Source organism: Stenotrophomonas maltophilia group sp. LNF247, from assembly GCF_054083135.1.
On record NZ_JBSRQL010000001.1, the window covers coordinates 317,990 to 340,604 of the forward strand.

The 22,615-nt window shown below is 63.5% G+C and carries 25 protein-coding genes and 1 pseudogene; 16 read left to right on the forward strand and 10 right to left on the reverse strand.

All coding sequences use genetic code 11. The annotated features are described in order from the left end of the window. Positions 1 to 5 precede the first annotated feature (5 nt). Together ACTXG9_RS01470 and ACTXG9_RS01475 are read left to right on the forward strand one after the other, a co-directional pair. Entirely contained in the window at positions 6 to 1,067 is a 1,062-nt protein-coding gene (locus ACTXG9_RS01470; RefSeq protein ID WP_456115624.1) for an XdhC family protein, read from the forward strand. After that, positions 1,043 to 1,678 (forward strand): nucleotidyltransferase family protein, encoded by a 636-nt coding sequence (locus tag ACTXG9_RS01475; protein WP_456115625.1) that lies wholly within the window; start codon positions 1,043 to 1,045, stop codon positions 1,676 to 1,678. Before ACTXG9_RS01470 ends, ACTXG9_RS01475 begins: the two co-directional genes overlap by 25 nt. 30 nt (positions 1,679 to 1,708) lie before the next feature. Here ACTXG9_RS01475 and ACTXG9_RS01480 read toward each other — a convergent pair whose 3' ends face one another. Together ACTXG9_RS01480 and ACTXG9_RS01485 are read right to left on the reverse strand one after the other, a co-directional pair. Further along, positions 1,709 to 2,179: a hypothetical protein gene (locus ACTXG9_RS01480; RefSeq protein WP_375367882.1), complete on the reverse strand. Its 471-nt coding sequence runs from the start codon at positions 2,177 to 2,179 to the stop codon at positions 1,709 to 1,711. Beyond that, entirely contained in the window at positions 2,180 to 2,536 is a 357-nt protein-coding gene (locus ACTXG9_RS01485) for a hypothetical protein (protein WP_005416543.1), read from the reverse strand. Between the two features lie 591 nt (positions 2,537 to 3,127). On the opposite strand from ACTXG9_RS01485, the gene ACTXG9_RS01490 reads away from it, so the two are divergent. Further along, positions 3,128 to 3,652, forward strand: coding sequence for a transporter (locus ACTXG9_RS01490; protein ID WP_262221737.1), 525 nt, complete (start codon positions 3,128 to 3,130; stop codon positions 3,650 to 3,652). A gap of 60 nt (positions 3,653 to 3,712) precedes the next feature. On the opposite strand, the gene ACTXG9_RS01495 is transcribed toward ACTXG9_RS01490, so the two are convergent. Continuing rightward, positions 3,713 to 4,468 carry a tetratricopeptide repeat protein gene (locus tag ACTXG9_RS01495; protein ID WP_456115626.1) on the reverse strand — a complete coding sequence of 252 codons (756 nt, stop codon included), beginning with the start codon at positions 4,466 to 4,468 and terminating at the stop codon, positions 3,713 to 3,715. Between the two features lie 167 nt (positions 4,469 to 4,635). Between ACTXG9_RS01495 and ACTXG9_RS01500 the strand changes: the two genes are divergently transcribed. The 3 genes from ACTXG9_RS01500 to ACTXG9_RS01510 all read left to right on the forward strand — a co-directional run bounded on the left by ACTXG9_RS01500 (position 4,636) and on the right by ACTXG9_RS01510 (position 6,340). Further along, entirely contained in the window at positions 4,636 to 5,352 is a 717-nt protein-coding gene (locus tag ACTXG9_RS01500) for a hypothetical protein (RefSeq protein WP_288040855.1), read from the forward strand. Positions 5,353 to 5,448: 96 nt separating this feature from the next. Further along, positions 5,449 to 5,745 carry a hypothetical protein gene (locus tag ACTXG9_RS01505; protein WP_176698766.1) on the forward strand — a complete coding sequence of 99 codons (297 nt, stop codon included), beginning with the start codon at positions 5,449 to 5,451 and terminating at the stop codon, positions 5,743 to 5,745. Between the two features lie 118 nt (positions 5,746 to 5,863). Continuing rightward, positions 5,864 to 6,340 (forward strand): BLUF domain-containing protein, encoded by a 477-nt coding sequence (locus ACTXG9_RS01510; protein ID WP_072167143.1) that lies wholly within the window; start codon positions 5,864 to 5,866, stop codon positions 6,338 to 6,340. Here ACTXG9_RS01510 and ACTXG9_RS01515 read toward each other — a convergent pair. The 3 genes from ACTXG9_RS01515 to ACTXG9_RS01525 form a co-directional block, all read right to left on the reverse strand. Then, positions 6,337 to 6,708 carry a response regulator gene (locus tag ACTXG9_RS01515; RefSeq protein ID WP_072167029.1) on the reverse strand — a complete coding sequence of 124 codons (372 nt, stop codon included), beginning with the start codon at positions 6,706 to 6,708 and terminating at the stop codon, positions 6,337 to 6,339. The genes ACTXG9_RS01510 and ACTXG9_RS01515 overlap by 4 nt on opposite strands. 1 nt (position 6,709) lies before the next feature. Next, positions 6,710 to 7,852, reverse strand: coding sequence for a two-component system sensor histidine kinase NtrB (locus tag ACTXG9_RS01520; protein ID WP_072167028.1), 1,143 nt, complete (start codon positions 7,850 to 7,852; stop codon positions 6,710 to 6,712). Positions 7,853 to 8,142: 290 nt separating this feature from the next. Beyond that, positions 8,143 to 8,379: a hypothetical protein gene (locus tag ACTXG9_RS01525; protein WP_049417377.1), complete on the reverse strand. Its 237-nt coding sequence runs from the start codon at positions 8,377 to 8,379 to the stop codon at positions 8,143 to 8,145. Between the two features lie 262 nt (positions 8,380 to 8,641). On the opposite strand from ACTXG9_RS01525, the gene ACTXG9_RS01530 reads away from it, so the two are divergent. The 4 genes and pseudogenes from ACTXG9_RS01530 (at position 8,642) to ACTXG9_RS01545 (ending at position 11,283) form a co-directional block, all read left to right on the forward strand. Next, positions 8,642 to 9,559, forward strand: coding sequence for an NAD(P)/FAD-dependent oxidoreductase (locus tag ACTXG9_RS01530; protein WP_072167142.1), 918 nt, complete (start codon positions 8,642 to 8,644; stop codon positions 9,557 to 9,559). 96 nt (positions 9,560 to 9,655) lie between these two features. Continuing rightward, on the forward strand, positions 9,656 to 10,165 hold the full coding sequence (locus ACTXG9_RS01535; RefSeq protein WP_049417379.1) for a ferritin-like domain-containing protein: 510 nt from the start codon (positions 9,656 to 9,658) through the stop codon (positions 10,163 to 10,165). A 50-nt stretch (positions 10,166 to 10,215) separates the two neighbouring features. Further along, a pseudogene (gene ku, locus ACTXG9_RS01540) lies at positions 10,216 to 11,088 on the forward strand (non-homologous end joining protein Ku); the annotation flags it as partial. A gap of 18 nt (positions 11,089 to 11,106) precedes the next feature. Beyond that, positions 11,107 to 11,283 (forward strand): DUF3606 domain-containing protein, encoded by a 177-nt coding sequence (locus tag ACTXG9_RS01545; protein ID WP_065426569.1) that lies wholly within the window; start codon positions 11,107 to 11,109, stop codon positions 11,281 to 11,283. A 141-nt stretch (positions 11,284 to 11,424) separates the two neighbouring features. Here the strand turns inward: ACTXG9_RS01545 and ACTXG9_RS01550 are convergent, their stop codons facing one another. Next, positions 11,425 to 11,799 carry a hypothetical protein gene (locus tag ACTXG9_RS01550; protein WP_141653549.1) on the reverse strand — a complete coding sequence of 125 codons (375 nt, stop codon included), beginning with the start codon at positions 11,797 to 11,799 and terminating at the stop codon, positions 11,425 to 11,427. A gap of 160 nt (positions 11,800 to 11,959) precedes the next feature. On the opposite strand from ACTXG9_RS01550, the gene ACTXG9_RS01555 reads away from it, so the two are divergent. Continuing rightward, positions 11,960 to 12,586 carry a hypothetical protein gene (locus ACTXG9_RS01555; protein WP_197575727.1) on the forward strand — a complete coding sequence of 209 codons (627 nt, stop codon included), beginning with the start codon at positions 11,960 to 11,962 and terminating at the stop codon, positions 12,584 to 12,586. Between the two features lie 37 nt (positions 12,587 to 12,623). On the opposite strand, the gene ACTXG9_RS01560 is transcribed toward ACTXG9_RS01555, so the two are convergent. Beyond that, positions 12,624 to 13,004 (reverse strand): DUF3653 domain-containing protein, encoded by a 381-nt coding sequence (locus tag ACTXG9_RS01560; RefSeq protein WP_456115627.1) that lies wholly within the window; start codon positions 13,002 to 13,004, stop codon positions 12,624 to 12,626. A 595-nt stretch (positions 13,005 to 13,599) separates the two neighbouring features. Further along, positions 13,600 to 14,079 (reverse strand): GNAT family N-acetyltransferase, encoded by a 480-nt coding sequence (locus ACTXG9_RS01565; RefSeq protein WP_180832630.1) that lies wholly within the window; start codon positions 14,077 to 14,079, stop codon positions 13,600 to 13,602. Positions 14,080 to 14,212: 133 nt separating this feature from the next. Here ACTXG9_RS01565 and ACTXG9_RS01570 point away from each other — a divergent pair, with 133 nt between their 5' ends. Beyond that, positions 14,213 to 16,408 carry an AsmA family protein gene (locus ACTXG9_RS01570; RefSeq protein ID WP_197575726.1) on the forward strand — a complete coding sequence of 732 codons (2,196 nt, stop codon included), beginning with the start codon at positions 14,213 to 14,215 and terminating at the stop codon, positions 16,406 to 16,408. A 72-nt stretch (positions 16,409 to 16,480) separates the two neighbouring features. Then, positions 16,481 to 16,966, forward strand: coding sequence for a TspO/MBR family protein (locus ACTXG9_RS01575; protein WP_111102699.1), 486 nt, complete (start codon positions 16,481 to 16,483; stop codon positions 16,964 to 16,966). A 10-nt stretch (positions 16,967 to 16,976) separates the two neighbouring features. On the opposite strand, the gene ACTXG9_RS01580 is transcribed toward ACTXG9_RS01575, so the two are convergent. Further along, positions 16,977 to 17,270 (reverse strand): hypothetical protein, encoded by a 294-nt coding sequence (locus ACTXG9_RS01580; RefSeq protein ID WP_031269080.1) that lies wholly within the window; start codon positions 17,268 to 17,270, stop codon positions 16,977 to 16,979. Positions 17,271 to 17,519: 249 nt separating this feature from the next. On the opposite strand from ACTXG9_RS01580, the gene ACTXG9_RS01585 reads away from it, so the two are divergent. From ACTXG9_RS01585 to ACTXG9_RS01595, 3 genes are read left to right on the forward strand one after another with little or no spacing between them, the layout of a single operon-like run. Then, positions 17,520 to 19,757, forward strand: a complete 2,238-nt coding sequence (locus tag ACTXG9_RS01585) for an ATP-binding protein (protein WP_134734871.1) — start codon at positions 17,520 to 17,522, stop codon at positions 19,755 to 19,757. Then, complete coding sequence (locus tag ACTXG9_RS01590; protein WP_019659676.1) at positions 19,754 to 20,221, forward strand: response regulator; 468 nt, start codon at positions 19,754 to 19,756, stop codon at positions 20,219 to 20,221. Before ACTXG9_RS01585 ends, ACTXG9_RS01590 begins: the two co-directional genes overlap by 4 nt. Then, a complete protein-coding gene (locus ACTXG9_RS01595; RefSeq protein ID WP_021201805.1) occupies positions 20,214 to 22,613 on the forward strand; it encodes a hybrid sensor histidine kinase/response regulator in 2,400 nt (799 codons plus the stop codon). Before ACTXG9_RS01590 ends, ACTXG9_RS01595 begins: the two co-directional genes overlap by 8 nt. Positions 22,614 to 22,615 lie beyond the last annotated feature (2 nt).

Below are 22,615 nucleotides of genomic sequence, written 5' to 3' on the forward strand. Positions count from 1 at the left end.
TGCGCATGGACCGACCCGCAGCCTCGCCCACTCTGGAGGCCTCCGCCGCAGGCGGAGGGGAGCCCTGCGATCTTGCCGAGCACCTGTCGGCAGCGCCGGGCTTCCTCGCCGAAGGCAGCCCGCGCGGCGTACTCGAGACGGCCTTGACGCGCGTGCGCGCGGGGGAGCACGCCGTGCTCGCGCTGGTGCTGGAAACCGATGGCTCCACTTACGCCGGTGCCGGCGACATGGTGCTGTTCTGCAACGGCAGCCAGGTCGGCTGGCTGAGCGGCGGATGCCTGGAGCCCGAGCTCGCGCGACGCGCGGAGCAGGTGAGCGCGGCAGGGCGGGTCGACTGGATCGAGATCGACACCCGCAGTGACGACGACCTGTTGAGTGGGTCCGCGCTCGGGTGCCGCGGCCGGCTGCGGATTGCGCTCCTGCCATTGCGTGCCATGGCCGGCATCGACGACGTCATCGAGGCTTGGTTGCGCGAGGGTGTGTCACTCCAGCGCGACCTTCGCACGTCGGGGCAGGTCATTTTCCGTGCCGGCCATCACGAGCAGGCGTGGCAGCTGCATACGATGGATGGTACGCAGCCCTTTGGCGAGGGTGCGTGGCGTCTGCCGTTGCCCCGGCTTCCGCGGGCCCTGGTGTTGGGGGGCGGTCCGGAAACGCCCTTGCTGGTTCCGTTACTGCGGGGCCTGGGGTGGCGGGTCAGCGTGGCCGAACGGCGAGCGCGCTGGGCCTCAGCCGGGCAGTGCGCGGATGCGCATCTTCAGACCAGCCCGGCCGAGGCCCTTCATGGCGACCCGTGCGACGCGGCACTGGTGATGCATCACGATTTCGAACTGGACCGGGAGGCGCTGGTGGCCCTGGCTGATACCAAAGTTATGTTCATTGGACTGCTGGGTCCGCGGCGAAGGCGCGAGGACCTGTTCAAGTTGCTGACACCGGATCAGCGCCACCGCCTTTCCCCGAGACTTCGATCACCTGTCGGCCTGGACATCGGCGGCCGAGGGCCAGAGGCGATTTCGCTCAGCATCGCCGCGCAGCTGCAGCAATGGCGAAGCGCGCACGGCAGGTGACTGACGCGCATGCGGTCGTCGTGCTGGCTGCCGGCGGGAGCACCCGACTTGGCCAGCCCAAGCAGCTTCTGACCCGGCAGGGCGAGACCCTGGTACATCGCGTGGTGCGGTTGGCGCGCGAGCTCGCGCCAGCGCAGGTGCTGGTCGTGGTGGGCGCGAACGCACAGGCCGTGACATCCAGCATTGCCGGGCTGGACGCCACTCCGGTAACCAACAACCACTGGGAACGCGGCCTGGCGAGCAGCCTGCAGGTTGCCGGCGCACACCTGCTGCCCACGTTGACTGCGGTGATGGTCGTGGCATGCGACCAGCCCGCAATCGAGCGCTCCCATCTGCAGGCGCTGCTTTCGGGTGCCCGCGCTTCGGCGTCAGGGTGCGCGGGTACCCGCCACGGAAATTTGCTTGGCATTCCCGCAGTAGTGCCGCGTGCATGGTTCAACTCTGCGCGTGCAACCGGTGACCGCGGCTTTGGAGCGCGCCTGCGGCAACTTCCCGTCGATACGGTGCATGTCCTACAGGCACCGGAACTGGGCCTGGATATCGATACGCCAGAAGATCTTGCGCGCGTGCGCGATGCGGGCTGGATCGATGCCGAGGGGTGGCCCGCATGATCGCTGGGCCAATGCCTGTCGCGCAGGTGACTAGTGTGGGCCACATCGCGCGCCCTCAGGTACCTCGCCCCCGAACATCTGCAGCACCCGATCCAACAGAACAGGTTCCGGCACGTCAGCCAGTACCTGCTCCAGGTAATCCAACGGCTCCAACTGCCATTCGAGGAGCGCCCGCAACCGCACAACGGCAGGCGCCCGCTGCTTCGCGTCTAGTGAGACCTGCAACAGCAGATGGTGCGAGCGCCTCTCCAGCCACAGCACGGGTATGCCTCGGCAATGAACCTGGAACTCGGCATCTCGATGCCGCTCAACGAACTGGAAGCCCTGTCGTGGCCGAGCCTCCACGAACTGCATGGCTTGGCGGCGCAACTGCAGAAAGCGATCGCCGGGGATGCTGTGGAAACCGATAGGCGAGGGCTTGGGCGGTGCCAGCCACTGCGTCTGTGCCGCAACCACCACCACAAGACAGAGCGCGGTGGCCGCCCAGCGCCACCAGGCCACTCAACCCTCCGGATGCAGTCGGGTACTGGCGTGTGCGGTAAGGCCGATTCCGGCCATGATCAGCCCCTCCATCACGCGCGGGCCAACGTACTGCTCCAGCTCGCCATTTTCGCGGGCGCGCTGCGCGGCCAGCAGAATCTCCAGGACCACGCGAAGCCCGGCCAGCGAGCAATCGGTATCCGCCAAGGCGATGCGTCGGCCGGGCATCTGATGGCGTTCAGGCCACGGCTGACCATCGGAGGCGGCGCCGGAGCCGATGCTGTGCAGCAGGGCGATGAGGGTGTTCTGATCAAGCGCAGAGCCATTTGCGGGCGCGTCATTGATCGGGTGCGGGGCAGGGGAGTGGGGCTGGGTCATGGCTGGGCTCCTTGCGTGCATGCAGAAGCCGCCACCGATAAAGGTGGCGGACGGTGCGAGGTTCGAAACCCGGTCTACGCTAAAACCGGCAGGCACAAAGCCTCCGCGCACCGCCCGCCATAGCCGGCCGACGGATTGCCAGCCGGCACCACCTGATGGGTGATGCCGGCTGGCAAGCGTTTACTTCAGCGTAGAACCGGGGTTTCGAATCCCGACCACCGATGCACGGTGGCACAGCAAGGAATACGCGGACCTATGCGTGATGCCAATGCAGTAAGGCCGATGCCGACACCACTTTCAACATTTTCAGAATCGTTGCATATGGCGCAATGAAGCTGGAGCGTTGCGCTGCAACGCTATCGACCATGTCGGTGGTGCAGCTCTGCGCGCTGTCGGCATCCGCCCGGCGGGGCTGTGAGCAAGGCAGATGCGACATGCCTGTCCAGCAATGCGCTGCCGACTGCGTGTGACGCGTCACGTTAATAGGTGAAATCTGCGAAGCAAGGCGCTGCATGTCATCATGTGGCGGGGCGAATCATCTGCACAATGCCCCTTGGTACCTCATGGACGCATCCGCCCAAGAAGGTTTTCATGTCTGGCATGACTGACGGGCAGCAACTACGCAACGCGCAATGGGGCAAGGTGTCGCGCCTGTTCAAGCCTGCGATGATCATTAGCGCGACGCTGGCGGCAAGCGCAGAAACGCTCTATCGCACAGGGGTATACCCGCGAGCCATCTTCGAGGCGGGCAGCGCTGATGCTCGAACCTGGTTGTATGTGGCATTGATGTACCTGATCGCCTTTCCAGTACTGTTTCTTTGGATGAGGCGACTGCTCGCAGGCTACCCCATGCCATGGAACCCGCCACTCAAGCGCTGGTTGCTGGGCGCGTTCTCCCTGATCCTCTGCAGCGGAATGATCATGCTGCCGGTCATCGTGCTGACTGTTGGAGGCAGCGCTGCAGGTCGCGGCAAAGGGCTGTATCAGCTGTTCACCGGCAGCCTCTTCGGCACATTCCTTGTGGGAACGGTGCTCGCCTACGGAGCGGCCCTGGGTGCATGGCTGCTGTTTATCGGAACCCCCAAGCTGCTCTTCCCCAAGCTGGGCTCGCGCTAGGCCCCTGCCATAGCTTCCTGGAAGTCCCGATATTCGAGCCTGTCACCTGCTTCCAGGTCGTCAGTAGCCCTTCAACGCCGCCTTGGTCCGTTCCAACCAGGTGGCATTGTGGCTGCGCGCGTGGCGCGACCAGTGCTGGGCATCGTCGATGATGCTGGCGAACAGGCTGCGGGCTTGCTCGCGATCGTCGGGTTGCGGCTGCGCCATCAGCCATTCGGCGTAGAGGCAGCGGGCGGCCGCGTCGTTTCCGCATTCCACGGCGCGCTCGAACGCGGCGCGAGTGCCGGGCGCCTGGGTAGCTGCCAGTGCCCGCGCGTACAGCAGGGTCTGTTCCGGCTTGCGGCGCACATCCGGGTGGCGGGCGAACAGGCCGTCCAGCGTCTCCACCGCAAGCGCAGCGTGCCCGGACTCGAGGCGGGCACGGGCAAGGCCGGTCAAGATGTAGGGATCGTCGCCCAGCGGCGAGCTGGCTGCCTGCTCAAGCAGGGTTCTGGCTTCCTCGGCCTGGCCGGCATCCAGCAGCGTCATGCCCAGGCGAACCCGATTCTGCACGGTCGGCGTGCGCGCCAGTTCGGTACGGGCGTTGCGAAGGTCCTGGCCCGGGTCCATGAGCTGCTTGGCGGAACGGACGACCTGTCGGGCGCCGCGCGAGTGGCGGACTTCCGGAAAATAGATCGCCAGGAAGTAGACGACGCTGCCGAGCAGCGGGAACGAGAAGAGCAGGATGAGCCAGTAGAGGCTCTGCCCCGAGCGGATGGCGTGCACCGCGAAGTAGATGGCCGCCAGTACGTGGAGTCCGATTCCGATATAGGGCATGTGTGCCGCCTCGTCCTTGTGAGGGGTGGAACTATAGTCGGGGAGGGGTAGGGCGCCAATGGAGTGGCAGCGATCGAGCGTGACGCGTCACGTTAATAGGATGAGTTCTGCAGGGTCGAGCGCTGCATGCCACTATGTGGCGGGGCTGCATTGACGGAAGGGGATACATGGAACGTACGCAGAAGACGCTAACCATGGCCGATGTTGCTGGGTGGGGTTCGGCGCTGGTTACGTTTGGCTTGGTGCAAGGGGCTTTCTATCTGAAGGCTTACTGGGGTCACTTCGGCCTGGATCCTTTTCAGTTTGTTGCGGTGAGTGAGCTTGCACTGGCAGGGCTTGAGGGGATCGGCATGGTGTTGTTCCTTATTCTGATTGCGCTGCTGTTTGGAGGGTGGGTTGAGGGGAAGGTGACAGCGACGCCGTCCCAAGCCAATCTGCTGATGTGGCTGACCCTGGCTCTTTGTCTTGTTGGAATGGGTGCCTTGCTTTGGTGGACCAATGCCTGGCCCGTTTTGATAGGTGTGGCGCTGACGGGCATATGTGCAGTGGCAGTACGCCTGTCCCCAGTGTTGCCGGCCACCGTGAAGGACTCGCCGTGGCTGGTCTATGCGCTCGTGATGATTGTCTATGTCCCGATCTCGTCAAACTGGCTTGGCTTCGAGCGCGCCAAGGCGATTACTTCTGGCGGCAGCAAGTACACGGTCAATGTGACTATTGATGAGAAGGTGCAAGGCGGCCTGGGCCTAGTGGGGCGTTTGGGTGATAGCTATGTACTTTGGGACCCGGTACAGAAAGCTGCAGTTCTTATGCCAGTGGACGACGTGAGTAGGCTGGAGATTGCGCAAAAATCCGTTCTGCCTGCCAAACCAGTTCAGTCGCGATAAGGGCTCGTTATCGCTGACAGCCGCAATGCCGCTGTTTGCCCCGATCATCGGCTCTCACTGGTCATTGCGGCGAGCCGGCTCGTTCGGCAACACGTGATGACATTCATCGAGCCGAGCATTGCTGACGGCTTGGCGCGCGCCGCAATGATTGCAAGTCAGAACTGTGCCGCCGGGTATCTTTCCCAGGACATCCCCGCTGAGGTCGGTAATCCCGCCGCAGGCTGTGCAACGCATAGAGATTTGTCGCACATGGACGATGTTGCCGTGCTCATCCCGGACAGGGACCAGCGCAAGCACATAAAACTGACCGGTGTTGGGCATGTCCGTGGTTCGATAGCGTTGACGACGCCATCGTTGCTGCATTTGCTGGCTTCAGAGCGTGACGTGGCGTAGCGACTGGCGCGCACATTCCTGAACATGTCAGGATCGGCATCTCACTTTGGAACAATCGAGAGAGCTACATCATTCATATTTGCTAACGTGCATCGACCATATGGAGAGGGAGCGCGCGATGCCCATTAGGGCGGTGGTGTATGTCAGCGAAGCTTCGAATGCTCTGATGGGAGACAAGCTAGGGTTGCGGGGGAGCAAGCTGGACGATCTCGTGGACGACGCAGCCCGCTTCAATCGAGACGCCGGCGTCAGCGGCATTCTTCTTTTTGACGGCGAGCGCTTCCTTCAATACTTGGAAGGGCCGTCAGACGGGCTAGATGTTGCATATTCGCGCGTCCTTGGAGCCTCTAGCCACCATCATGTCCTGGAGCTGCAGAGAAGCGCGGTCTCCGATCGCCGGCTTCCGTTCTGGCCGATGAAATGGCTCCCCGTAGAGCCAAGCGAGCTGACTTCAACCGCGCTCGGCGATTGGGCCGGATTCAAGAGGCGAGGCGACGGCGAGGCCATGAACGCGACAGCGATGGATCGGTTGCTCCTGTTGGTCTCCCGAGGCGCTGCGCTTGACGGAAGCTACGGCGTGCGGCACTCATCCTAGGTCCCCCGGCGGCAATCCACTTGCTCATGAATGGCCGTGGTGAGCTGGCGAAATCGGTAGGGCTTGGGAAGAAAACGGACGTTTTCAGGAAGCACTGGCAACTGAGACCGCTGAAGCCCTGACGAAATCACTACCTTCGCCAGCGGTTGGGACAAAGCCGCTTCAACCGCCACGTCCAAGCCGGTCGCAGAGCCTGGCATGCTGTAGTCCGTCACAACGATGGTGAACTTCCCCTCGCCGCGAAGGTGTGCAATTGCCTCAATTCCCGTGCTGGCGGTGGTGACATCGAAACCCTGGGCACTGAGGGCGTCGGCAACCACTGCGCGGAGATCTTCTTCATCTTCTACGAAAAGAACATGGATCGGCATTTCAATGGACTCGAATAGGGAAAAAAAGACTAACCCGGGTTCCTTTCCCGACTTCGCTGATCAATTCGGTGTAGCCCCCCGACTGGCTCGTGAACCCAAATACTTGGCTTAGCCCCAATCCACTTCCTTTGCCGATGGACTTGGTGGTGAAGAACGGCTCGAAAACCCGTTCCTGCACTTCCTTGGGAATGCCCTCGCCATCGTCGCAGACCGTGATGCAGGCGTAATCTAGCGGGCCATTCATGGGGGTGGATGGGCTCTGCAGAGAGCGAATTGCCGCTGACACAGTGATCTGTCCACCCTGAGGCATGGCATCGCGGCTGTTGCATACCAAGTTCAGGATGGCGGCCTCCAGCTGGGCCTTATCAAGCTCAATCTCCACATCTTCGTCGGGCAATTGGATGGCCACGTCAACGTGGTCGCCAGCCGCGCGTTTAAGCATGCCCTCGAACTCATGCAGAAGCCTTCCCAGCCGGACCTTCTCCGGGACCAGGGTCTGCCCCTTGCCAAAGGTCAGCAGCTGACGCGTCAATAGTGTTCCCCGTTCGCCCGCACGCTGGGCGGTGTCAATGAGCGCCGCGGCTGCAGGGTTATCCACGTGGATACTGACCATGTCCAGACAGTTGGCGATGATCGTGAGTAGGTTGTTGAAGTCGTGCGCCAACCCCAGCGTGAACTTGCCAATCGCTTCCATCTTTTGCGCTTGAAACAGTTCGCGCTGCGCATCAAGCAGTTGCTCTTGAGCCTGATGGAGTTCGGTAATGTCACGCGTGATCTTGGCGAATCCGACGAGATCACCGTCGACCCAAATAGGGTCAATGACCACGCTCGCGCGGAACGGCGTTCCATCTTGGCGCAAGCGCCAGCCTTCGCAGACGTATCGTCCTTCTTCAGCGGCAACGCGCAAATTGCGTTGTGGAAACCCCGCTTCCGCCTCCTCTGGAAGATAGAACCTAGAGAAGTGGGACCCTACAACATCAGCTGCGGTATAGCCCTTGATCCGCTGCCCTCCGGTGTTCCACGTCCGGATGAAGCCGGCGGTGTCCAGCATATAAATCGCGTAGTCCGTGACCGAGTTCACCAGAAGGCTGAACTGCCTGGACTCATCGCTAAGAGCATCTGTAGAGCGTTGCTGGCTGATCATGGGTCATCCTCGTGGCTAGCCACCGGAGGCGACAGGTGGGGCAGTGTAGGAAGGGCCCACCGTTTGGGCGTTACGAAACCTTCACATCCGCTGCGTTGAGCCGTCGAGACTCGCTAATGCAGACGATGTGGCTTGTTCAGCAAGGATGGGGTGATGGTGGGCGGGACGCGAGCGATGCAGGTCATGGAACAAAGATTGATGACGCTGGGGTATCAAGTTGGCGTAGCGCTGGAGAGCATTCAGGACGAGCCACGCCGGATCAAGGACAAGCGAATGTGCCGAATGTGGGGTCAGGACTCGTGTCGACCGTATTGCCGTCCCCAGTATGCTTCGCTACTGCTTGGGTCCAAGCACCCCGTGCGCATCACGCAGTGCGTCCGAGCGTCGGGGTCTGCGCTGACCGCGATGTAGCTCAATGCTTCAGCGAGCATCCGGAGAAACTGCTCCTCGGAGTAGAGCGCTGCCCATTCCGGTAGCTTCTCCTCAAGCTGAGCGATCATCAAATCAATTTCGAGACGGGTACTCATGTGGGGTTGCCCTCCTGCATCCCACACTAAGAGCCATCGCATTGCGTCTGGTCTCCAAGTTGGGGTCCCGTTCTCACGCCGGCTCTACTCTGCGCTCACCAGTTTTCTGCGAACCCAGTGGGAGAGGGAGCGAAGGTGAGCTGCGCGTCCGACGCCGTGAAATCCCTTTTCGCTCCGTCGCCACTCGTTCTACACGGGCGGCCGACGGTGTAGGCGTCAGATAGGGGCACCTGGAACGACTCTTTCCCTCAGATGGATGCCCATGACAAACGACGCCGTTGCTCCCAATCCTGTAGACGCCGTCGTGATCGGTGGAAGTTTCGCTGGGATGTCCGCCGCGCTTCAGCTTGCTCGGGCCTGTCGATCAGTGGTGATCATTGATCATGGGCTGCCAAGGAACCGCGCCGCCAGCCGAGCCCATGGCTGCCTCGGTTGGGATGGATGCGCCCCGGCCGATCTTTTGACAACCGCTCGGCGGCAACTTCAAGCCTACAGCCGCGTGCGCTGGATCGCCGCCGAGGCGGTGGGTGCGCAGGGCTCTGCCCGGACCGGATTCAAGGTCACCTGTGCCTCTGGGAGAACAGTGTCCGCACATCGATTGGTGCTGGCCCACGGGGTCGTGGACCAGCTCCCGGAAATCCCCGGCTTGGAAGAGCGCTGGGGAAAGAGCGTCCTCCATTGCCCTTACTGCCACGGCTACGAGATCTGCGGAGGGTCGCTTGGGCTTCTGGTCGCCGCAGACGACGATGCGTTGGCGCATGCCAAGGCATTGCAGCAATGGGGGAAAATCATGATCTTCCACCGGGGAGATCGGACGGAGCAGGCATTGAACGCTCTGGAGAATCAGCTTAACGGCATTGATGCGGCCTTGGAGCGAACACCGTTGGTCGGCGTTTCTGGAGAAGCCACGGCGGACCTGGTCGACGGACGCCGGCTAAAGCTACGGGCCCTCTTTTTACACCCCGAAACGAAACTATGCTCCCCGATCGCACACCAACTGGGGTGTGAAACCGAATCTGTTGGCTGCATTTCAACGGACTCGGCGAAGCAGACCACCGTGGAAGGAGTGTTCGCCTGCGGGGACGCAGCCCGGTTCGCAGGCAACATCGCCCTGGCCATCGGAGAAGGCGCGCTCGCTGGCGTGGCGGCGCATCGCTCGTTGTTGGGGCTGCTTGACTAAGCAAGCACGGGCGTTCGCCATGCCTTCACGGTGGCGTCGCCTTGCTGCCATGGGCGCCTCGTTAGGGTGGAGGTCCATTCCCTGACGGAGATCACCATGGCAGAGCTCAAAGAGAACCTGTTGGATTGGCTGCGCGACGCACACGCGATGGAGCAGCAGGCGGAAACCATGCTCAAGGGCCAGGCGTCCCGGATCGAGCACTACCCGGTGCTGAAGGCACGCATTGAAGAACACATCCAGGAGACCATCGGCCAGCGCGAACTGCTGGAAGGTTGCATCAAGCGGCTGGGCGGCTCCCCGTCGACCCTGAAGGATGTGATGGGCAAGATGGCGGCCTTCGGTCAGGCCGTCGGCGGCATGACGGCTTCTGATGAGATCGTCAAAGGCGCCATGGCCGGCTACGTCTTCGAGCACTTCGAAATCGCGTCCTACACGGCGCTTATCGCTGCTGCCAAGACCGCCGGTGATGCCGAAACCGTGAGAGTCTGTGAAGAGATTCTGGTTCAGGAAGAGGCCATGGCCGACTGGCTGGCGGCCCATCTGCCCGAGGTCACCGAAGAATTCATGGTCCGCGACGCCACCCCTGGCGTTGAAGCAAAGAAGTGAGTCATTGACTCTCGTTGGCTGGGTTCACGCCCGGCCGACGGGGCCGTGCCGAGCGACGCATGGACCTCAGTTTCCGAATGTTGGACGCTCGCAACAAGAAGTCCATCCGATACGAGCGCGTCAATGCTGAGACCGGCGAAGAGGTGCCGTGGAAGGACATCGTCAAAGCCTTCGAGTATGACAAGGGAAGCTACGTCGTCATAGAAAAGGAAGACATCGCTGCAGCCGCACCCGAGACGCACGAATCCATCGACGTAGAGGCGTTTGTCAACGCCGAGAGCATTGGTCTGCGGTTTTTCGAAAAGCCCTACATCCTGGTGCCCGGCAAGAAGGCCGAGAAGGGTTATGTGCTTCTGCGAGAGACCCTGAAGGAAACGGGTAAGGTTGGCATCGCCAGGGTAGTCATCCGCACCCGCGAATACATCTGTGCGGTGATGCCCGAGGACGATGCGCTGGTGATGATCCTGCTGCGCTATCCGCAGGAGTTGGTGTCGCCGGACGAATACAAGTTGCCTCAAGGCCAAGCATCCGACTACCGGGTGGCTCCCAAAGAACTTGAGATGGCCAAGCAGCTCATTGAGAGCATGACGTCGGAATGGCAACCGGACAGCTACCAGGACGAGTTCCGCGAGCGCCTATCGGACATCATCAAAAAGCGGGTGAAGCAGGCCGGCGCCACGACCACCTTTGAGGAGCCCGAGCGCCGCGAGGATTCGGCGACCAACGTGGTGGACTTCGTGGCCTTGCTCCAGAAGAGCCTGGAAACCAACAAGCGCCCCCCGGCGAAGGCAACCCCGGTGAAGACCGCCTCCAAGCCGTCTGCCAAAGACAGCAAGTCTGCCAAGAAGGCCGCCGCAAAAAAGGCCCCAGCAGAAAAAGCGGCCAAGAAGACTCCCACCAAGAGGGCTCGAAAGAGCGCCTGATCAGACTAGGAGAATCTCATGAGCGACGACAAGAAGAACACTGGCAGCCCGGACCGCGACCGCATCAATGTCAACGAGGATTACGAGCTGCAGTATTGGACCAAGGCATTGGGTGTGTCCGCCGACGAGCTCCGGGCCGCAGTCAAAGCCGTGGGTCCTACCTCCGCAGCGGTTCGCAAGCACCTGGGCAAGTAACGGGGAGCCGTCATGTCCTTGGTCGAATACCGCCGCAAGCGCCACTTTGATCAGACCAAGGAACCACGCGACCGATCTGGGTTGCCCGATGGATGGATCGGGCGTTCGCGCGCCAGCAGGCGCGCCAGAAGAACTAAACGCTCACGGGCAGGTTTCGGCCGGGATGTTCTCCCAGCCGCCCGGAATGCGCCGGAACGCAACACCTCCTATGCAGCGGATCTCTTCCCGGCGCTGCTTGACCTCTCGTTCTGCCTGTTCTCGGCGTGCGCGGATCTCCGCCAACGCTGCTTTTCGGTCCGTGACTGGCTCGAGCTGGGGAGCCGGGTTGGCGCTGGCTGACTGAGCTGGCATAGGTTCGGCTTGGAAGCGCGCATTCCAAGCGTCGCCGGTCCGCAGATGCAGCCAGATTCCAGCACCGGCCATACCCAATAGGATCACGGCCCACAGGCCGAGCCACGGAAATTCCCAGCGCGAGCGTGGGATGGGTTGCAGGTACTCCGGTCGTTCGCGTTCCATACGGCCCCCAAGGCGTCCTGCGCGCATTCTAGCCGGGGTGTAGGGGCAGCGCCCCTACGGCAGCGCCTCACACGCGCTGGCGAGGCCTCGGTCCTGGCACCGGCAGGCCAATGGATGACGGGATAGAATCGGACGAAATGGACCGCAAGAGGGGGGCGTAATGGACGACGTATCCATGATTTTTGGAGCAATGTGGGCAGGGCTGGAGGCCATCATCGGCAGCCCGTTGGTACAGACAATTGCAGGTGGCTTGATCGGTGCGGTCGCGGCTACAAAGGCCGTCGATCGCCAGATATCTGCTGACAGGGTCGCTGAAGCGAAATCGGACGAGGCAGCTATCGCTCGGCTGAAACTGGGTCTTCGCGTAGAAATGGAAGCGGTCCTGAAGATGGCGGAGCAATCACTAGGCCCTGAAATCGCCAAATGGAAGGCAGCGGGTGGGCGCGGGGGGTTTGGGTCCATTTTTCCCCTTCAAAGCGACTACTTCACTTTGTTTGCGAAGAATGCGGACCAGTTGGGCTTGGTTGATGAGCGCACGGCGACCCTCGTTATCCAGGGATACATTGACCTCAAGGGTTCGGTGGACAGTTTTCTCTACAACAACCGTCTTCTTGAGGAATTCGAACAGGCTCGGCTTAAGCTTGGAGCGTCGACGGACAGTTCGTGGGTAGTCGAGCACATAGAGAGCATCGAAGATCAATTGCGCAGGTATGGTCCGCCGTTGATCCAGAATTACGATAAGGCGGTAGCGTCCGTAGGCGCCGCGCTGAAGAGCCTTAAGACTTGATGTCGGGGTGTAGGGGCAGCGCCCCTACGGAAGCGCCTCACACGCGCTGGCGAGGCCTCGGCCCCGATACAGGCAGGACTGCCGCTGGTGGCTCGGCGTCAGGGCCAGCCATCGCCACCGCGGAACGCTGTTTGCGCCGGCACACCACGTCCCGCAGATTGACGACAGTGGCAGGATGATGGCGAATGCCGGCGTCGGGATTGCTCACATTTTTGGAACTGTCGATCGACGGTACCGAGCGTGCAGCTTCCATCATGCGGCGCCATTCCTGCGCTTGGCAGGCGGTGAGCGACAGCCACGCCAGGTCTTCAGGCAGCAGCTCGCGACCTTCAGGCGTGATCAGGCGGTCACCGAGGAAAGAAAAACCGGCCCAAGGGCCGGTCAGGTCAATACGGTGGTGCGGGTCAAACTCAATCATGCCGCGATCTCATCCTTGGCCGGGGACTGAGGGCGCAGGCAAGAGCCGAGCCAGAGGCACAGCCATTGCCACGCCGAGGACACGAACGCGGCCGTAGCCCGATACAGCATTTCGCATAATGTATATTATGTTCATTACGCCACTGCCCGATCCAGGCTCCACCAGTCACGCCCCTGATCCACTCCAGGCGCCGGCCTGATTGTCAGTGATTCGATCACTGCCAACCGCCCTTTGGACTTCCCTCAACCTCTGCAGGAATGGCAAAGGATCTTGCGGATCTGACAGTGGCCGGTAAAGACGGCTTTGCGGGCGTAGTTTTGCCGCTGATCTTGCCGTGGCTGCACGCCAGCCTGGCAAGAGCGCTTTCGCCGATTCGGCACCAACGACCGAGGCCTCAGGAGCGCGTTCTGGCACCCCAGCCGTAGCCGCTCACTGGCCGTGACGCGTCACGCTATTCGGCTCGTTCCATGCCGGCGAGCTCCATGCCATCTAGGCGCGGGCCCGCGTCGATGCGCTGAGAATGAGGGACATCCTCAGGAACTGTGCAGCCAGCCTCGGCTGGATATCGCCGGCCACGTGCGACCAACGCATCGCATCACAGGAACCGGTGCATCACAAAGACGTCCACCAGCCCCAATTCCCGGTGCCGAAACGCCTGTGGCAGCGTCCCCACTACCGCAAACCCCAGCTTCCGATACAACGCCACGGCCGGGCCATTGGTACTGACCACGTAATTGAACTGCATGGCCAGGAACCCTTCCGCCCTCGCCCGCTCCAGGCTGTGTTCCACCAGGGCCCGGCCCACACCTTGCCCTTGTGCCGGCGCATCCACCACATACGTGGCGCTGGCCACATGCGCCCCCAGATCAGGGAAGTTCGGGCCCATCTTGTACATGCCCACCACTCGGCCCTGCAGAACGGCCACATAAGGTGTCTGCGACAGGAACCAATGCGCGCGAAAGGTTTCGACCTCAAAAGAGGAGGCAAAAGGCAGCGCATCCTGCGCCGCAATGGCCGTCTTGAACATGCCCCACATCGCGCCGAAATCGCCTGCACGGGCGGGCCGGATCTCCATGCGTCTCCTGCAGATCTGTGGTGGTGACCAGGCCGGACACTACCAGAATCAAGCTTCCGCCCCGTAGCCGCTTCACGCGCCACCGCCGTCGGCTACGCAATAGTTGTGGAAATTCCGGCCCTCAGAGCAGTAGATGCCTCCTGTTTCCGTGCACATCCCGCACCGGCTTCGACGGTGGCGCGTTCCTGCCTACGTCCTGCTGGGCGTCTACCTGCTGTACCTGCTGGCCGGCAACATCTTCCTCAATACCCCGTTGTTCGATCAGGTCACCAACCGCAAGCCGCACAAGTTCGTGATGACCACCGGCCCGGCCATCACGCTGCTGCCCGGCCATGTCATCGCCTGGAACGTGCACATGCGCGGCCACGTGAACCACACGGTCTACGCGCTGCATGCCGAGCGCGCCAGCGCCCGGTTGGCGGTGCTGCCCCTGTTCCAGCGCGAGGTGCGGGTTCCGCGCTTGCAGGCGACGGGGGTTTCCGCCGAGATCAGCCGCGTCGAAGAAGCCATCCCGCCACCGCCGCGCAGTGACCGCGGCTGGACCCTGCGTTTCGACGCCATCCACAGCGACAGCATCCGCAGCGCACGCTTTGGCAAGCTGCTGATCATCGGCAAGGGCCACGGCACGGTGGGCTTCCTCAAGCAGCTACGCGGCGGGCCTTCGGAGCTCTTCGAGTCCGAAGTTGCGTTCGCCGACGCGGACACCAGCTATGACGGTGTGCAGTTGCTGGGTGACATGAATCTCAGCGCACGCTTCAGCTATCCGCGCCACTATCGGGACCAGGCGCCTGGTCTGGCCAAGCTGAAGCTGCTGCATGCCCAGCTCGAGGTCCACGCCCGCAGCCAGGGCCTGCGCATGGACACGGATGCCACAACGCCGAAGATCTCCAGCGCGCCCATACCCGGACGCCTGCAACTGGCGCTGCACCTGATCGACGGCCAGCTGCAGCCCGGGGACCGCGCAATCTGGCAGGTGCCGCTCTACCTGGGTGACGGCGCCCCCGACCGCGGCGTGCTGGCCCTGCAGCTCAATGTGGCCAACGACCTGCGCCTGCAGGCCCGCCTGCCGCCCAAACCCGGCTCAGGCAGCGAAGTGGATGCCGAACTGCACGTCAGTGGCCGCGACATCCCCTTCCAGCAGCCCGCCCAGCTGCTGGAGCGCAGCTCTGGTACCGTGCGCGGCGAATGGACGTTCACTTCGCTCAACTGGATCCCTGCCCTGTTCGTCCGCAAGCCGTGGCTGCAACTGGACGGAGGCGGCACGCTGAAAGCCGATCTGCGCCTGCGCAACGGCGAACTGATCGAAGGCAGCACCGTGGACATCCCGGCGGCCGCGGCCGTGGCCGAGGTCGCCGGCGTCCGCTTGGCGGGCACGGCCAGTGCCCATGGCGTATTGAAGGCCGGCAGCCCCAGCCAGGCACAGCTGGCTGTCCGACTGCCACGATTCACTGCGCAGCCAACCGATGCCAAGGGCGTGCGCCTGTTCGACGGCCGTGACCTGGCCCTGGACCTGGCCGGCGATGGCCGCCTGCAGGAGTTGCGCAAAGGGGTGCGCGCGCAGCTGCGCTTCAGTGAAGCCACCATCCCTGATCTGACGGCCTACAACCGCTACCTCGGCTCGCCGCAGGTGCGGCTGCTTCAAGGCACCGGCAGCCTGAGCGGCGATGCCACGCTCGACACCGATGGACGCGTCGGTCATGGCACGGCCCGGCTGTTTGCGCGCAACGCCAGTGCCAAGGTGGCGGGACTGGAAATGGGCGGCGATATCGGCGTGAACGCGACCCTGCGCCGCGGTGACTTCAATGAACGTCATTTCGATCTCTCCGGCACCACCGTGGAGCTGCGCAATGTGCAGGTGGCCGGTACAGAGCGCCCAAGTGCATGGAAGGGCCGCGTGGCCTTCAAGCGTGGCCGCATCGATGCGCAGTCGCCCTTCCAGGTCGATGCCACCACGGATCTGGATCTCAGCGACGCCCGTCCGTTGCTTGCACTGTTCGCAGAGCGCACCGACTACCCGCGCTGGACTTTGTCGCTGCTGGATTCCGGACAGGTACAGGCACAGGCAACGCTGCGCTGGCGCCCAGGCCATCTGGTCATCGATGGATTGCAGGCCGAGAACGATCGCCTGTCGGTACGCGCGCGGCTGGATCTGCTCGACCAGCGCAAGCGCGGGGACCTGTATCTGCGCTGGGGGCTGCTGGGTGCGGGCATCGAGCTGGACGGTGACCAGCGCCAGTGGCACCTGGCCAAGGCACGCGAGTGGTTTGATCAGCGGCCTTCCCTGCTGCCAGCGAGCCAGGGAACGGGCGCCGCAGGTTCATCGGACTGAAGGCTGGCGGCCTGCATCCATTTGCGGCCTCAGTGCGTAGACGCAATCAAGCGCATCATGGAGCTGCACGGTATGAAGCGGAGTTCACAGGTTTTCGGGCTTCTGGGATGGATGGCGATCACCTTCATCGCGGCCACTCTGGGGGCGTGGGCGTCGGCATCCGCGGCAAGCTTCTACACCACCCTCGCCCTTCCCCCGTGGGCACCACCGGCCAGTGTCTTCGGTCCGGTGTGGACCTTGCTCTACGCCATGATGGCCATTGCCGCCTGGCTGGTCTGGCGCGAACGCGGCTGGCGTGGAGCACGACCGGCGCTGATGCTCTACCTGGTGCAGCTTGCCGTCAATGCGCTGTGGAGCTGGCTGTTCTTCGGCTGGAAGCTGGGCGCCTTGGCCTTCGCCGACATTCTTGTGTTGGTTGCGCTGGTATGCGCAACAACCGTCGCGTTTGCGCGCGTCCGTCCGATTGCGGCGGCGCTGCTGCTTCCCTATCTGGCCTGGATCTCGTTCGCTTCAGCGCTCAACTTCGCGGTATGGCGAGCCAATCCCGGGCTGCTGTGACCTCTGCCGGTCACGCCTGGGCCGCGGCCTGCCGGTGCCAGCTCCGCAGCAGGGCCGGCTTGAAGGCCTGCTGTCCGCAGCCAGTGGGGCATCGCACCACCCGCGCCGCAGTATGGCTGACCAGGCCCTGCCCTTCCTCTGCCTTGAAGATCGTCTCGCAGGACAGGCAACGGGCCACCAGCGAGTACAGATGCAGCAACCGGCCACTGGCAGGGTCCTGCAGCGCATCCACATCCAGCAGTTCGAACTGGCAGCTGTCAGGCAGCATGCGATACGGGGGCAAGGGCACGGTCTGCAGATTCACGGGGCGGTCGCTCAGGGAAGTGGACCCACCCTAGGCAATGACCTGTCGAGCTGATGTGCAGCGCAGATGTACTCTTCGCGAAAACTGCAAGTGTTCGACCTGGTCTTTACATGAAGAATTCAGCTTGGACAGAAACACGCTTCACACGCACACACTGGTAGGCGGATGCACGATTTTGCTTCACCATTGATGGATACGGATGTATCACTGGGCTATCCAGCCATCCACGAACCATGAGCCCTGCCCTTGATGCCTTCTGCTGAATCCGCGCACGACACCGCCTCGTCCAGCTGCGCGCGCGAACCGATCCATACCCCCGGCGCGATCCAGCCGTACGGTGTGCTTCTGGTCGTTGAGCCGCAGTCCCTGCAGGTGCTCGAGCGCGCCATCAGCCATCCGGGGCTGCTGCAGCAGTTCGGCGAGCCGTTGGCGCAGCATGTCAGCAAGGTGCTTGGCGGTGCGCTGGCGCCGTTCCAGCCGTTGTTCCAGCAGGCGACGGTCGGCAGCAGCGCGCATGTCGGTGCCGTGCATCTGGATGGCCATGGCCGCCATCAACTGCTGGTGCACCGCTCCGCCACCGATCTGCTGGTCGAGCTGGAAGCGCCGGTTCCCGGCCAGCCCGGCTCGCTGGAAGAACTGTATCCGGCCATCCGCGAGCTGATGGCCGGGATCGAGTCGGCCGGCACCGTGGAAGACCTCTGCCAGCTGGCTGCCGCGCACATGCGCCGGCTGACCGGCTTTGACCGCACCCTGGTCTATCAGTTCGATGCCGGCTGGAATGGCATCGTGGTGGCCGAGGATGGCAACGGCCTGTTGCCGTCCTACCTTGACCTGCGCTTCCCCGAATCGGACATTCCTGCGCAGGCCCGCGAACTCTACCGCCGCAACCGGGTGCGCCTGATCGCGGACAACAACTACACCCCCGCGCCGTTGATGCGGGCCGACGACCATCGCGACGCACCAGCCACCGACCTGAGCCTGGCCGTGCTGCGCAGCGTCTCGCCGGTCCACCTGCAGTACATGCGCAACATGGGGACCGGCGCATCGATGTCGGTATCGCTGGTGCATGAAGGCCGCTTGTGGGGGCTGGTGTCTTGCCACACCGTGCAGCCACGGCGCCTGCCCTACCACGTGCGTACCGCCTGCGAGCTCATGGGCCAGATCCTGTCGCTGCAGATCGCGTTGAAGGAGCGGGCGCGTGCGATCGAAGAGCGCGTCGCGCGGCGCTCGATACTGGTCAAGCTGCTGGGTCGCATGGCCGGCGACGAGGACTTCATGGCGGCCCTGCGCCAGGACGAGGCCAGCCTTCTGTCGCTGACCGGCGCGGCCGGCGCGGCGATCGTTCACAAAGGCGATTGCCTGCGTGTTGGCCAGTGCCCTTCCGCCAGCGACGTGCTGGCCCTGGCGAACTGGTTGGCCGCGCAGCAGGCCGGTCAGGAAACCTACTGCACCGATCACCTGGCAGCCGACTGGTCGCCTGCCGCGCACCTGGCCGATGTGGCCAGCGGCCTGCTGGCGGTGTCCATTTCGCAGTTGCATGACAGTTATTTGATGTGGTTCCGGCCGGAAGTGGTGCGTACCGTGCGCTGGGGTGGCGATCCCCGCAAGGAAGCCGCACCGGGCGTTGCGCTGTCCCCGCGCAACTCGTTCGAGGCCTGGAAGGAGACCGTGCAGCAGCGCAGCCTGCCGTGGAGCGACGCTGACTGCGAAGCGGCACACGAAATGCGCACGGCCATCGTCGATATCGTGTTGCGCAAGGCCGAGGAAATGGCCGAACTGAACGAGCAGCTGCTCCGCAGTAACAAGGAACTGGAAGCCTTCTCGTATTCGGTCAGCCACGACCTGCGCGCTCCCTTCCGTCACATTGTCGGCTATTCCGAGCTGCTGGGCAGCTCGGCGGGCGAACGCCTGAACGATACCGAGCGCCGCTTCCTGGACACGATCGTGGAATCGGCCAAGTCCGCCGGCACGCTGGTGGATGACCTGCTCAGCTTCTCGCAGATGGGACGCTCCACGCTGGGGCGTGTGCGGCTGGACATGACCGCGCTGGCCGAGGATGTGCGCCGGAGCCTGGCCCTGGACTACACCGGCCGCGACGTGCAGTGGACGCTCGCACCGCTGCCGGAGGTTGAAGCCGATCCGACGATGCTGCGCCTGGTCTGGCAGAACCTGCTGGCCAACGCGATCAAGTTCACCCGCGAGCGCGAACATGCAGTGATCGAGGTTGGTCACGAGCGAAACGACGAGGAAGACCACTTCTTCGTGCGCGACAACGGCTGCGGCTTCGACATGCGCTACGTGGACAAGCTGTTCGGCGTGTTCCAGCGCCTGCACCACGTCGAAGAGTTCGAAGGCACCGGCATCGGCCTGGCCAATGTCCGCCGCATCATCGGCCGCCATGGCGGCCGCACCTGGGCCGAGGGCGAGCCCGGCAAGGGCGCGACCATTCACTTCACCCTACCCCGCTCCACAGGAGAACACCCATGAGGGACCTGCGGCCGATCCTCCTCGTAGAGGACAGCCCCAAGGATGCAGAGCTGACGATGGCCGCGCTTGAGCGCTGCCAGCTGTTGAACGATGTCATCCATGTACGCGACGGCGCCGAAGCGCTGGATTACCTGCGCTGCGAAGGCAAGTTCGCCGGTGCCATGCACGGCGGTCCGGTGGTCGTGCTGCTGGACCTGAAGCTGCCCAAAGTCAATGGCTTGGAGGTACTGGAGCAGGTCCGTGGCGACCCGTACCTGAGCAGCACCCCGGTTGTGATGCTGACCTCTTCGCGCGAGGAGCAGGATCTGGTGCGCAGTTACGAACTGGGCGTCAACGCATTCGTGGTCAAGCCGGTCGACTTCAAGGAGTTCTTTGACGCCATCCAAGGACTGGGCATGTTCTGGGGCATCACCAACCAGCCACCACCGCACCGGCCCAGCGGCTCGGGGCAGCACAATGCGTGATGGATCGCGCCGCAGCGAGCGCCTGCGCATCCTCATGCTGGAGGACAGCGCGCTTGATGCGGAGCTGATCACCGCACAGCTGCGGCGTGCCGGCCTGGAGTTCGAGGTCGAGCGCCTGTGGACGCGCAATGCGTTCATCGAGGCCATCGACAACCGTGCGTTCGACGTGATCCTGGCCGACCATGTGCTGCCCGGATTCGATGGCGATGCGGCCCTCGCGCTGGCGCGCGAGCGGATTCCACAGACCCCTTTCATCTTCGTCTCCGGCACACTGACGGAAGAGCTGGCCGTACAGGCGCTGACCCGTGGCGCGCGCGATTACGTCGTCAAGCAGCGCCTGCAACGCCTGCCGGATGCGATCCGCCGCGCTCGCCAGGAAGCCCATGAACGCGCCCAGCTGATGCATGCCCAGGCGGCGCTGAACGAGAGCCAGGCGCAGCTGCAGCAGGTCACCGATGCCGTACCCGCGCTGATCGCCCAGCTCGACAACGCGCATCGCTACCGGTTCGCCAACAAGGCGTTCCTGGACTGGCATGGAGTCAGCCTGGCCGAGCTGCTGGGCCGGACCGCGCGCGATGTCAGCGGCATCTCCGCTTTCGAACACGCCTTGCCCAGCCTTGAACGGGTACTGCAGGGCGAACGCACGAGCTTCCAGGTCGAGCTCGTCCATCGCAGTGGCGAGTCGCGTTTCGTACAGATGGAATGCGTGCCGGAGCATGCCGCCGATGGCAGCGTGGCCGGCTACATCTGCCTGGGCAGCGACATCTCGCTGCTGAAGCAGGCCGAGCTGGCCCTGCGTGAGGACAACCAGCTGCTCGAGCAGCAGGTGCAGGCGCGCACGGCCGAGCTGCGCGCCAGCAAGCGGCGCCTGCAGGCGATCTTCGAGTCCAGCTTCCAGCATCAGGTGCTGCTGGATCTGCGCGGATGCGTGGTCGATGCCAATGACGCTTCCTTGGCCGCTGTACTTGCAGACAAGAAGGACATTGTTGGCCAGCACTTCGCCGAATCGGTCTGGTTCGCCACCACCGAGGGCATGGGCGCAGCGATCGACCGCGCCGTCGGAGACGCAGCGCAGGGCCGCAGTTCACTGCATGCGCTGGAGCTGGAGCTCCCGACCGGCCGCCGCAGCTTCGACTTCTCGTTCCGTCCGCTGCTCGACGCCGAAGGGGCGGTCACCGCCGTTGTCTCCGAGGCCGTCGAAACCACCGCACGCCTGCAGGCCGAGCACGCGCTGCGCCAGTCACAGAAGATCGAGGCGGTCGGTCAGCTCACCGGCGGCATCGCGCATGATTTCAACAACATCCTGACCGTCATTTCCGGCAATGTCGAGCACGCCATGCTGCTCAGTGAAAGGGCTGGCGAGGCCGGTGCGCTGGTGGGCCGTGCGCTGGACAATGCGCTGAAGGGGGTGGGCCGTGCCGCCAGCCTGACCCAGCGCCTGCTGGCGTTTGCCCGCCGCCAGCCGCTGCGCAGCCAGGCCGCTGACCTCAATGTCCGCCTGCTGGACATGCACGACATGCTGCAGCGTGCACTGGGTGAACTGGTGCAGCTGGAGATCCGCAGCGCGGAGGACATCTGGTGCGTGGAGATCGACATCAGCCAACTGGAGGCCTCCGTACTAAACCTGGCGGTCAACGCCCGCGATGCGATGCCGCATGGCGGGCGGCTGGTGATTGAAGTCGACAACAGCCATCTGGACCACGACTATGCCGCGCTGTTCCCGGATGCAACGCCGGGCGAGTACGTGATGCTGCGGGTGCGCGACAACGGCCACGGCATGGATGCGGCGACGCTCGCCCGGGTCTTCGAACCCTTCTTCACCACCAAGCAGGTTGGCCGTGGCACCGGCCTGGGCCTGTCGATGGTGCACGGGTTCGTCAAGCAGTCAGGCGGCCACGTGCTGATCGATTCGGTGGAAGGCGGCGGCACCAGCATCACCATGATGTTCCCGCGTTCACTGCTGCCGTTGCCCAGCGAGGCGCGCACTCCGCAGACCGGCCTGGCAGGCTATTCGCCGCGCGAGGAAACCATCCTGGTGACCGAGGACAACGACGATGTCCGCGCCCACACGGTGGATGCACTGCGGCTGCTGGGCTACCGGGTATTGGAAGCCCACGACGGCCCTTCCGCACTGCGGCTGCTGGAACGCCCGGATACCAGGGTGGACCTGCTGTTCTCGGACGTGGTGATGCCCGGCATGTCGGGCTGGGAGCTGGTGCGGGAAGTCCGTGAACGCTGGCCGGAGGTCGCCGTGCTGTTCACGTCGGGCTATCCCCGTGACCACGACCAGGTGGGCAGCCAAGGGCGGGCCGTTGCGCTGCTGCCAAAGCCGTTCACCCGAAGTGATCTGGCGACGGCCGTGCGCACCGCGCTGGAGGCAGCGCCACACTGAGG

What these genes read in the sequence shown, in the direction of transcription:
- ACTXG9_RS01470 (WP_456115624.1), top strand. Translation starts at nt 6, where the DNA reads ATGGACCGACCCGCAGCCTCGCCCACTCTGGAGGCCTCCGCCGCAGGC.
- ACTXG9_RS01475 (WP_456115625.1), top strand. Translation starts at nt 1,043, where the DNA reads ATGGCGAAGCGCGCACGGCAGGTGACTGACGCGCATGCGGTCGTCGTG.
- ACTXG9_RS01485 (WP_005416543.1), bottom strand. Translation starts at nt 2,536, where the DNA reads ATGACCCAGCCCCACTCCCCTGCCCCGCACCCGATCAATGACGCGCCC.
- ACTXG9_RS01490 (WP_262221737.1), top strand. Translation starts at nt 3,128, where the DNA reads ATGTCTGGCATGACTGACGGGCAGCAACTACGCAACGCGCAATGGGGC.
- ACTXG9_RS01495 (WP_456115626.1), bottom strand. Translation starts at nt 4,468, where the DNA reads ATGCCCTATATCGGAATCGGACTCCACGTACTGGCGGCCATCTACTTC.
- ACTXG9_RS01500 (WP_288040855.1), top strand. Translation starts at nt 4,636, where the DNA reads ATGGAACGTACGCAGAAGACGCTAACCATGGCCGATGTTGCTGGGTGG.
- ACTXG9_RS01505 (WP_176698766.1), top strand. Translation starts at nt 5,449, where the DNA reads ATGACATTCATCGAGCCGAGCATTGCTGACGGCTTGGCGCGCGCCGCA.
- ACTXG9_RS01510 (WP_072167143.1), top strand. Translation starts at nt 5,864, where the DNA reads ATGCCCATTAGGGCGGTGGTGTATGTCAGCGAAGCTTCGAATGCTCTG.
- ACTXG9_RS01515 (WP_072167029.1), bottom strand. Translation starts at nt 6,708, where the DNA reads ATGCCGATCCATGTTCTTTTCGTAGAAGATGAAGAAGATCTCCGCGCA.
- ACTXG9_RS01520 (WP_072167028.1), bottom strand. Translation starts at nt 7,852, where the DNA reads ATGATCAGCCAGCAACGCTCTACAGATGCTCTTAGCGATGAGTCCAGG.
- ACTXG9_RS01525 (WP_049417377.1), bottom strand. Translation starts at nt 8,379, where the DNA reads ATGAGTACCCGTCTCGAAATTGATTTGATGATCGCTCAGCTTGAGGAG.
- ACTXG9_RS01530 (WP_072167142.1), top strand. Translation starts at nt 8,642, where the DNA reads ATGACAAACGACGCCGTTGCTCCCAATCCTGTAGACGCCGTCGTGATC.
- ACTXG9_RS01535 (WP_049417379.1), top strand. Translation starts at nt 9,656, where the DNA reads ATGGCAGAGCTCAAAGAGAACCTGTTGGATTGGCTGCGCGACGCACAC.
- ACTXG9_RS01545 (WP_065426569.1), top strand. Translation starts at nt 11,107, where the DNA reads ATGAGCGACGACAAGAAGAACACTGGCAGCCCGGACCGCGACCGCATC.
- ACTXG9_RS01550 (WP_141653549.1), bottom strand. Translation starts at nt 11,799, where the DNA reads ATGGAACGCGAACGACCGGAGTACCTGCAACCCATCCCACGCTCGCGC.
- ACTXG9_RS01555 (WP_197575727.1), top strand. Translation starts at nt 11,960, where the DNA reads ATGGACGACGTATCCATGATTTTTGGAGCAATGTGGGCAGGGCTGGAG.
- ACTXG9_RS01560 (WP_456115627.1), bottom strand. Translation starts at nt 13,004, where the DNA reads ATGATTGAGTTTGACCCGCACCACCGTATTGACCTGACCGGCCCTTGG.
- ACTXG9_RS01565 (WP_180832630.1), bottom strand. Translation starts at nt 14,079, where the DNA reads ATGGAGATCCGGCCCGCCCGTGCAGGCGATTTCGGCGCGATGTGGGGC.
- ACTXG9_RS01570 (WP_197575726.1), top strand. Translation starts at nt 14,213, where the DNA reads ATGCCTCCTGTTTCCGTGCACATCCCGCACCGGCTTCGACGGTGGCGC.
- ACTXG9_RS01575 (WP_111102699.1), top strand. Translation starts at nt 16,481, where the DNA reads ATGAAGCGGAGTTCACAGGTTTTCGGGCTTCTGGGATGGATGGCGATC.
- ACTXG9_RS01585 (WP_134734871.1), top strand. Translation starts at nt 17,520, where the DNA reads ATGCCTTCTGCTGAATCCGCGCACGACACCGCCTCGTCCAGCTGCGCG.
- ACTXG9_RS01590 (WP_019659676.1), top strand. Translation starts at nt 19,754, where the DNA reads ATGAGGGACCTGCGGCCGATCCTCCTCGTAGAGGACAGCCCCAAGGAT.
- ACTXG9_RS01595 (WP_021201805.1), top strand. Translation starts at nt 20,214, where the DNA reads ATGCGTGATGGATCGCGCCGCAGCGAGCGCCTGCGCATCCTCATGCTG.